Genomic DNA, 969 nt, shown 5'->3' with positions numbered 1-969 from the left:
CTATGAAATCGGCCGCTGGCTGGCCGCGCGCGGGTTTACCGCGTTCGTCCTGTTCTATCGCCTGCCCGGCGATGGCTGGGCATCGGGCGCCGATACCCCGCTGGCCGATGCGCAGCGGGCGATGCGCCTGATCCGCCACCGCGCGCGCGATTATGCGATCGATCCCGAACGCGTGGCGGCCATGGGCTTTTCCGCCGGCGGCCATGTCTGCGCCGACCTGGCCGCGCGCTTTGCCGTGCCGGTCTATACCCCGCGCGATGCCGCAGACGCGTTGTCGGCCCGGCCGCACAGCGCCGCGCCGATCTATCCCGTGGTCAGCATGGACCCGGCCATTGCCCATCCTGGATCGCGGCAGCTGCTGCTGGGTGATCATCCCTCCCTGGCCGCGCAGGTGGCGCATTCGCCCGATCGCTGCGTGCCGGCAGACGCCCCGCCGCATTTCCTCTGCCATGCCGAGGACGATGACGTGGTGCCGGTGGAAAACACCGTGCGCCTGCGGGCGGCGCTCAAGGCGCGGGGCATCCCGCTGGAAATGCATCTCTTTGCCAATGGCGGCCACGGCTTTGGCCTGCGCCGCGCGATCGGCAAGCCGGTGTCGGCCTGGCCCGATCTGTGGCGGGCCTGGGCGGCCACGGTGGGACTGGCGTGAGCGCGCCATATCTGCGCATAGAACAGGGGCATGACCGACCGCCCTGCCCCCTTTCCGGAAAGCGCGCCCGCCGCTGACCATCCGCGCCACGGCGAACCGACGATCGAGGACGTGGCCGCCGCCGCCGGGGTTTCGATCCGCACCGTCTCGCGCGTGCTCAACAAGTCACCCAAGGTCAACGCGCAGACGCGTGAACGGATCGAGGCGGCCATTGCCGCCCTGCAGTTTCGCCCCAGCCTGCGCGCCCGCGCCCTGGCGATGGGGCGCTCGTTCCTCATCGGGTTGATCCACAACGATCGCAACGCGCTGGTGCTCGATTC

The 969-nt window shown here is 70.2% G+C and carries 2 protein-coding genes; both read left to right on the top strand.

Annotation, left to right across the window (positions count from 1 at the left end):
- Nucleotides 1–649: alpha/beta hydrolase (locus H926_RS29150; RefSeq protein WP_043610559.1), on the top strand; the 649-nt coding region annotated here is incomplete at its 5' end.
- Nucleotides 650–679: 30 nt separating this feature from the next.
- The coding region (locus tag H926_RS35030; protein ID WP_237741117.1) for a LacI family DNA-binding transcriptional regulator at nucleotides 680–969 on the top strand (290 nt) is incomplete at its 3' end.

Origin of the sequence: Novosphingobium sp. B-7 (genome assembly GCF_000410615.1) — a bacterium.
GTDB classification, from domain to species: domain Bacteria; phylum Pseudomonadota; class Alphaproteobacteria; order Sphingomonadales; family Sphingomonadaceae; genus Novosphingobium; species Novosphingobium capsulatum.
Note: the sequence above shows the minus strand (reverse complement) of the source record. Positions and strands in the feature narration are given on the sequence as shown.